The 7,158-nt window shown below is 75.5% G+C and carries 6 protein-coding genes; 2 read left to right on the forward strand and 4 right to left on the reverse strand.

The features are described from left to right. On the forward strand, positions 1–432 hold a 432-nt coding region (locus tag AB0O29_RS33445; protein ID WP_365159456.1), incomplete at its 5' end, for an SgcJ/EcaC family oxidoreductase. On the opposite strand, the gene AB0O29_RS33450 is transcribed toward AB0O29_RS33445, so the two are convergent. The 4 genes from AB0O29_RS33450 to AB0O29_RS33465 are packed head-to-tail and all read right to left on the reverse strand — an operon-like array spanning position 395 to position 6,335. Next, the gene (locus AB0O29_RS33450; RefSeq protein ID WP_365159459.1) at positions 395–1,843 is read right to left on the reverse strand and encodes a HAMP domain-containing sensor histidine kinase; all 1,449 of its coding nucleotides are present in this window, start codon (positions 1,841–1,843) and stop codon (positions 395–397) included. The two genes, AB0O29_RS33445 and AB0O29_RS33450, sit on opposite strands and share 38 nt — an antisense overlap. Continuing rightward, the gene (locus AB0O29_RS33455; RefSeq protein WP_365159462.1) at positions 1,840–2,514 is read right to left on the reverse strand and encodes a response regulator transcription factor; all 675 of its coding nucleotides are present in this window, start codon (positions 2,512–2,514) and stop codon (positions 1,840–1,842) included. The genes AB0O29_RS33450 and AB0O29_RS33455 overlap by 4 nt, the downstream gene beginning before the upstream one ends. Positions 2,515–2,538: 24 nt before the next feature. Continuing rightward, positions 2,539–5,349, reverse strand: coding sequence for a SpoIIE family protein phosphatase (locus tag AB0O29_RS33460; RefSeq protein ID WP_365159465.1), 2,811 nt, complete (start codon positions 5,347–5,349; stop codon positions 2,539–2,541). Next, on the reverse strand, positions 5,346–6,335 hold the full coding sequence (locus tag AB0O29_RS33465) for a helix-turn-helix domain-containing protein (RefSeq protein ID WP_365159468.1): 990 nt from the start codon (positions 6,333–6,335) through the stop codon (positions 5,346–5,348). Before AB0O29_RS33465 ends, AB0O29_RS33460 begins: the two co-directional genes overlap by 4 nt. A gap of 113 nt (positions 6,336–6,448) precedes the next feature. Here AB0O29_RS33465 and AB0O29_RS33470 point away from each other — a divergent pair, with 113 nt between their 5' ends. Beyond that, positions 6,449–7,036 (forward strand): cysteine hydrolase family protein, encoded by a 588-nt coding sequence (locus tag AB0O29_RS33470; RefSeq protein ID WP_365159471.1) that lies wholly within the window; start codon positions 6,449–6,451, stop codon positions 7,034–7,036. The last annotated feature ends 122 nt before the right edge of the window (positions 7,037–7,158 follow it).

Here is a 7,158-nt window from a genome sequence, read left to right on the forward strand (position 1 = left end):
GGCGGCGGCGTCGCCCAGGCCGGCGACCGCAAGCCCGGCAAGCCCACCGAGCGCGAGATCGCCGCCCTCTTCGACCAGTGGAACGCGGCCCTGGGGACCGGGGACGCCGGCAAGGTCGCCGACCGCTACGCCCGCGACGCGGTGCTGCTGCCGACCGCCTCCCCGCAGATCCGCACCAACCGCGCCGAGATCACGGACTACTTCGAGCACTTCCTGCAGAAGAAGCCGAAGGGCGAGAAGATCCGCTCGGTGGTCAACGTCCTCGACGCGGACTCCGCCATCGACGCCGGCGTCTACCGCTTCCACCTCACCGACCCGAAGACCGGCGTGACCAAGGCCGTGGACGCCCGCTACACGTACGAGTACGAGAAGCGCGGCGGCAAGTGGCTGATCGTCAACCACCACTCCTCGGTGCTCCCGGCCGAGGGCTGATCCACCGCGGCGCGGCCTCGGCCCCGGTCCGCAGGCTGATCCGCACGCACAGTCCGCCGCCCGGCGCGTCCCGCAGGGCCACGCTCCCGCCGTCGTCCGTCACCAGCTGTTTGACGATGGCCAGCCCCAGGCCCGAACCCGACCGGCCGGTCAGGCCCTGACCACGCCAGAACCGGTCGAACGCGCGGGACTGCTCGGCGGCGGACATGCCGGGCCCCTGGTCGAGGACCTCCAGCACCGTCTCCTCCGCCCCGGCCGCCGCACCCGCCTCCAGCCGCACCGTGATGGTCCCCCCGTCCGGGGACACCTCCAGCGCGTTGGACAGGACGTTGTCCAGCACCTGGTCGAGATTGCCCGGACCGGCCAGCACCCGCAGCCGGTCGTCCGCGTCCCCGGCCAGCACGATCGTCACCCCGCGCTCGTCGGCCGCCGGCCGCCACACGCCGAGCCGCTCCTCCACCAGCTCCCGCAGGGCCAGCGGCTCGGCCGCCGACACCTTGGCCTCCGCCCGGGCCAGCACCAGCAGCCCGCTGACCAGCCGGCTCATCCGCACGACCTCCGCCGTGGCCTGCTCCACGTCCTCGCGCACGAACGGGTCGTCCACCCCGTCCGCGATGTTGTCCAGCGACAGCCGCAGCGCCGTCAGCGGGGTGCGCAGCTGGTGCGAGGCGTCCGCGACGAAGATCCGCTGCGAGGCCACCAGCGTGTCGAGCCGCTCCGCGCCCTGGTTCAGGGTCCGCGCCAGCGTCTGGGTCTCCTGCGGGCCGGTCACCGGCGAACGGGCCGTCAGATCGCCGTCCCCGAACCGGCTGGCCATCTCGTTGAGCTGGCGCAGCGGCTTCGTCAGCAGCCGCGCCACCACCGCGCCGATCGCCGCCGCGATCGCCAGCACCCCGACCGCCAGGACCGCCCGGAAGCCCCAGATCCGCCACAGCCGGTCGCTCAGCGCCGCCGTCGCGTACCGCACGCGCACCGCCCCGACCACCCGCTCCGAGGCGTCCCCGGACCCCTGCCGGGCCCGCGCGGGCACGGTCACCACCAGCTGGGGCCCCCACACCCACCGCGACCCCCAGTCCACGGTGGCCCGCCCCTCCCGCAGCGCCGCCGTGAAGGCCCGGTCGCCCGGCCGCGCCGCCGGCGGCAGCGGGGCCACCGCGCCCCCGCCGGCCGCCACCACCTCCACCGCCCCCGGCGTCTCGTCCGCGTACGCCGCGGCCATCCGGGCCAGCGCCTGCAGCGAGGGTCCGTCACCGTTGCCCAGCAGCAGGGCCATCGTGGTCGCCTCGCGCCGCACGGACTCCTCGGTGTCCCCGCGCAGCTGGGCCGTCAGGGTGAACGCCACGGGCACGGTGAAGGCGGCGAGCGCCACGCCGACCAGCAGCACGTAGCTGATGATCAGCCGCTTGATCACGCCGGATCCCCGGCCGGCACCAGCCGGAACCCCACCCCGCGCACCGCCTCGATGGCCACCGCCCCGGCGAGCTTGCGCCGCAGCGCCGCCACGTGCACGTCCAGCGTCTTGGTCGGCCCGAACCAGTTGGCGTCCCAGACCGCCTCCATGATCTGCTCCCGGGACATCAGCGCCCCCGGCTCCTCGGTGAGGAAGGCCAGCAGGTCGTACTCCTTCGGGGTGAGCGCCACCTCGGCGCCGTCCAGCCGCACCCGGGCCGACTTCCGGTCGAGGGTCAGCCGGGACCCGTACCGCTGCGGCCCCTGCGGTTCGCCCTGGGGCCGGGCCCGCCGCATCACGGCCCTGATCCGGGCGATCACCTCGCGCACCCCGAACGGCTTGGAGACGTAGTCGTCCGCCCCGATCTCCAGCCCGACGACCCGGTCGGTCTCGTCGCTGCGCGCGCTGATCACGATGATCGGCACGTCCCCGCGCCCGCGCAGCTCCCGGCAGACGTCCAGCCCGTCCGTGTCGGGCAGCCCCAGGTCGAGCAGGACCAGGTCGTAGGGGGCGGTGACGGCCAGGGCCGCCGCCCCGGTGGTGACCCACTCCACCCCGAAGCCGTAGCGCAGCAGACCGCGCCGCAGGGACTCCGCGACCGGCTCGTCGTCTTCCACCAGCAGTACATCCACAAGCCGAACCCTAAGCGCTCCCGCTCACCAGGCCGGGTCCTCCAGGGAGTCCAGGTCCAGGCCGGGCGGCAGCTGCGGCTCCCCGCCCGAAGTGGGCGACAGCTCCGCCCAGATGACCTTGCCGCGCTGGGTGTAGCGGGTGCCCCAGCGCTCCGCGTACTGGGCGACGAGGAACAGCCCGCGGCCGCCCTCGTCGGTGGTGGCCGCGTACCGCAGGTGCGGGGAGGTGCTGCTGCCGTCGGAGACCTCGCAGATCAGGTTCCGGTCGTGCAGCAGGCGCACCCGCATCGGCTCGTTCCCGTACCGGATCGCGTTGGTCATCAGCTCGCTGAGGATCAGCTCGGCGGTGAACGAGAGCCCCTCCAGCCCCCACTCCTCCAGCTGCCCCGCCGCCGCGCGCCGCACCCGCGAGACGGCCGCCGGGTCGTCCGGCACCTCCCACTCCGCGATCCGCCGCGGATCCAGCCGCCGGGTCTCGGCGATCAGCAGCGCGATGTCGTCGCTCGGCGCCGGGAAGAGCATCGCCGCCAGCACGTCCGCGCAGGCCTGCTCGGGGGTGCGGCCCGGCCGGGCCAGGGTCCGGCCCAGCAGTTCCAGCCCGGCGTCGAAGTCCCGGTCGCGGTCCTCCAGCAGCCCGTCCGTGAACAGCACCAGCCGGCTGCCCTCCGGCAGCGCCAGCCCCGCCGTCTCGAAGGGCATCCCGCCGACCCCGAGCGGCGGCCCGGTCGGCAGCTCGGGGAACTCCACCCGCCCGTCGGGGTGGACCAGGGCCGGCCCCGGATGGCCGGCGCTGGCCATCACGCAGTGCCCCGACACCGGGTCGTAGACGGCGTACAGGCAGGTGGCGCCGGTGATGCCGGCCGCCCCCTCGCCATCGCCGCCGTCCCCTCCGTCACCGCCTTCCGTTTCCGGGCCGCCGCCCGGCTCGCCGCTCTCCAGCTGGTCGATCCGGTCGATGAGCTCGTCCAAGTGCCCCAGCAGCTCGTCGGGCGGCATGTCCAGCGTCGAGAAGTTGTGCACCGCCGTGCGCAGCCGGCCCATCGTCGCCGCCGCGTGCACCCCGTGCCCGACGACGTCGCCCACCACCAGCGCCACCCGCGCCCCCGGCAGCGGGATCACGTCGAACCAGTCCCCGCCGACCCCGGCCTTCGCCGGCAGGTACCGGAAGGCGGTCCGCACCGCGCTCAGGTCGGGCAGCACCCGGGGCAGCAGGCTGCGCTGGAGGGTCACGGCGGTGGCGTGCTCGCGGGTGAAGCGGCGGGCGTTGTCGATGGAGACGGCCGCCCGCGCCCCCAGCTCCTCGGCGAAGGAGAGGTCCTCCTCGTCGAACGCCTCCGGGGTGTCGGCCGCCCGCCAGAAGTTCGCCATGCCCAGCACCACGCCCCGCGCCTGGAGCGGTACGCAGATCAGCGAGTGGAACCCGTACCCCAGGGCCTGCCGGGTCCCGGCCGGGTCGGCCGCCCGCCAGCCCATCGCCGCGTGCAGATCGGCGGCCAGCACCGCCCGCCCCGCGTCGAGGGCCTCCGCCATCGGGGCGTTCGGCACCGCGAAGAAGATGGTGTCCCCGACCGGCTGGAGCGGCTGGTCGCCGCGCACCCCGGTCATCGCCGCCCGGCGCATCCGGGTGTGCATCCCCGCCACCGGCGAGGGCTCGTCCCCGCGCAGCACCGGCTCCAGCAGCTCGACGGTGACGAAGTCCGCGAACCGCGGCACGGCCACCTCCGACAGCTCCTCCGCCGTGCGCGCCACGTCCAGGGTGGTGCCGATCCGCACCCCCGCGTCGTACAGCAGCTGGAGCCGCTCCCGGGCCACCTCGGCGCGGCCGGAGAGCGCGGCGAGCTCGGTGGTGTCGCGCAGGGTCATGACGCTGCCCGACGGCCGCCCGCCGGAGGGCGCGGTCGGCCGGACGTTGACGGCCAGGAGCCGGTCGCCCGCGAGGTGGACCTCGTCCGTGGCGACCCGCCCGGACAGCAGCAGCCCGGCGGTGCGCGGGTCCAGTCCCAGCTCGCCCACGTGCCGCTGTTCGGCGTCGGCCGGCAGGTCCAGCAGCCGGCGGGCCTCGTCGTTGGCGAGCAGCAGCCGGTCGTCGGCGCCGACGATGAGGACGCCCTCGCGCACGGCGTGCAGCACCGCCTCGTGGTGCTCGTTCATCCGGGCCAGCTCGGCGGCGCCCAGGCCGCGGGTCTGGCGCCGCAGCCGCCGGCTGACCAGGCCGGCGCCGGCGGTGCCCAGCAGCAGGGCGCCCACGGCGGCGCCGATCAGGAGCGGGAGCTGCCCCTCGACCACGTGGCCGACGTTCTCGATCTCTATGCCGGTGGAGACCAGCCCCACCACCCTGCCCCGCGCGTCCCGTACGGGGACCACCGCGCGGACCGCGTCACTGGGGGCGCCCCGGAACACCTCGGTGAAGGCCTCTCCCGCGGCGGCCCGCCCCAGGTCGCCGGCGGCGCGCTTGCCGATCAGGTCGGGGCGGGCGTCCGTGTAGCGGATCCCGTCCTTCGTCAGGACCGCGATGAAGTCGAGCCCGGAGGCCTTGCGGGCGGCCTCGGCCAGCGGCTGGAGTTCCGCGGTGGGGTCCGGGGAGGCCAGGGCCGCGGGCAGGCCGGGGGCGTGGGCGAAGGCCTCGGCGGCGGCCAGCGAGCGGTTGCGGGCGTCGTTCTCGCTGTCGCGGCGGGCCTGGAAGACCAGGGCCAGGGTCGCCGCCGTGATCAGCAGCAGCACGATCAGGGCCTGGAGGGAGAACACCTGGCCGGCGAGGCTGTTCCGGGCCAGGGAGAGGCGCGCGAGCAGGCTCGCCGGCCGCGTCTCCCTCTGCCGACCCGAACGTCCGGTCATGAGCCATTTCTAACACTGTCACCGGTAACGGGAGCGTTGGCCGCCGCCGTGCGGTACGCGCGCGGGCTGAGACCGAAGGCCGATCCGAAGTGCTGGCGGAAGGTGACCTCGCTGGCGAACCCGGCCCGCCGGGCCACCTCGGGCACCGGATGGTCGGTGCGCTCCAGCAGTCTGCGGGCCTCGTCCAGCCGGCGGCTCAGCAGCCATTTGTGGGGGGTGGTGCCGGTGGAGGCCGTGAAGTGCCGGGCGAAGGAGCGCGGGGACATCCCCGCCCAGCCGGCCAGGGTGGCCACGTCCAGCGGCTCCTGGAGCCGGCGCAGGGCCTGCTGCCGGACGGCGGCCAGCGCCTCCGCGGTCCGGTCGGCGGCCGGGACGGGCCGGTCCAGGTACTGGGCGTGGTCCCCGGAGCGGAAGGGGCCCGTCACCATCGAACGGGCGATGGCGGCGGCGGCCTCCGCGCCGTGCGCCTCGCGCACCAGGTGCAGGCACAGGTCGATGCCGGACGCGACCCCGGCGGAGGTCCACAGCCCGTCGTCCTCGACGAACAGCGGGGCCTCCTCCACCAGCACCCCGGGGTGGCGGGCGGCCAGCTGCGGGACCAGCCACCAGTGCGTCACCGCCCGCCGCCCGTCGAGCAGCCCCGCCTCGGCGAGGACGAACGCCCCCGCGCACAGCGCGGCCACCGGCACCCCCCGGGCGTGCGCCCGCCGCAGGGCGGCCAGCACCGGCTCGGGCGTCGGGTCGGAGGGCTCGGCCAGCGCCGGCACGACGACCAGGTCGGCCTCGTCGAGCCAGTCCAGGCCCCGGTCGGGGGCGAGGGTGAGCCCGCCGGGCAGGGAGATGGCCGCCCCGGGGTCCAGCGCGCAGCGGCGCAGTTCGAACGGGGGCACCCCGACGCGGCTGCGGTCGGGCCCCCAGACCTCGGTGATGACGGCGAGGTCGAAGGCGCGGATCCCGGGCTGGGCGACGATCGCGACGCGGTGCATGCGGCCACTCTGCCAGAGCCCGCTCCGGAGATCCTGCCAGTCTGGCGGGATCCCATCGTTTCGGGTCCCCGGAGCCCCTGGGGCGCCCGGCCCCCGCCGGACATGATCGATCCATGACCGAGAACGCGATCGAGATCGCCCCCGACAGTGCCCTGATCGTCATCGACGTGCAGCAGGGCTTCGACGACGCCGCCTTCTGGGGGCCGCGCGACAACCCGGCGGCCGAGGGGAACATCGCCGCGCTGATGGACGCCTGGGAGGAGTCGGGCCGCCCGCTGGTGCTGGTCCGGCACGCCTCGGTGCGGCCCGGGTCCGTCCTCGCCGCGGACCGGCCCGGACACGCCTTCAAGGACTTCGTCGCCGACCGGGCCGGGCGGGCCGCCCTGCACGTCACCAAGACCGTCAACTCCTCCTTCTACGGCACCCCGGACCTCGGGGAGTGGCTGACGGCGCGGGGGATACGGCAGCTGGTGGTGGTGGGCATCCAGACCAACATGTGCGTGGAGACCACGGCCCGGATGGGCGGCAACCTCGGCTACGAGGTCCTCGTCCCGCTGGACGCGACCCACACGTTCGACCTCGCGGGCCCGGGGGGCCTGACCCTCACCGCCGCCCAGCTGGCGGCGGCCACCGCAGTCAACCTCCACGGCGGCGGCTTCGCCCGCGTACTGACGACGGCCGAGGTCCTGGCGGCGGCCTGACGGTGGCGCCGCTGCGCGGGCTGGATTTCGCTGCGCGAAATTCCGGCCCCGCCGGCGTTTGAGGCGCGGGGTCTGGGGCGGAGCCCCGGGGAACGGGCGAAGGGCGGGGCGGGGAGCAAGCC

The organism is Streptomyces sp. NPDC089915, assembly GCF_040684675.1.
Taxonomy (GTDB): Bacteria; Actinomycetota; Actinomycetes; order Streptomycetales; family Streptomycetaceae; genus Streptomyces.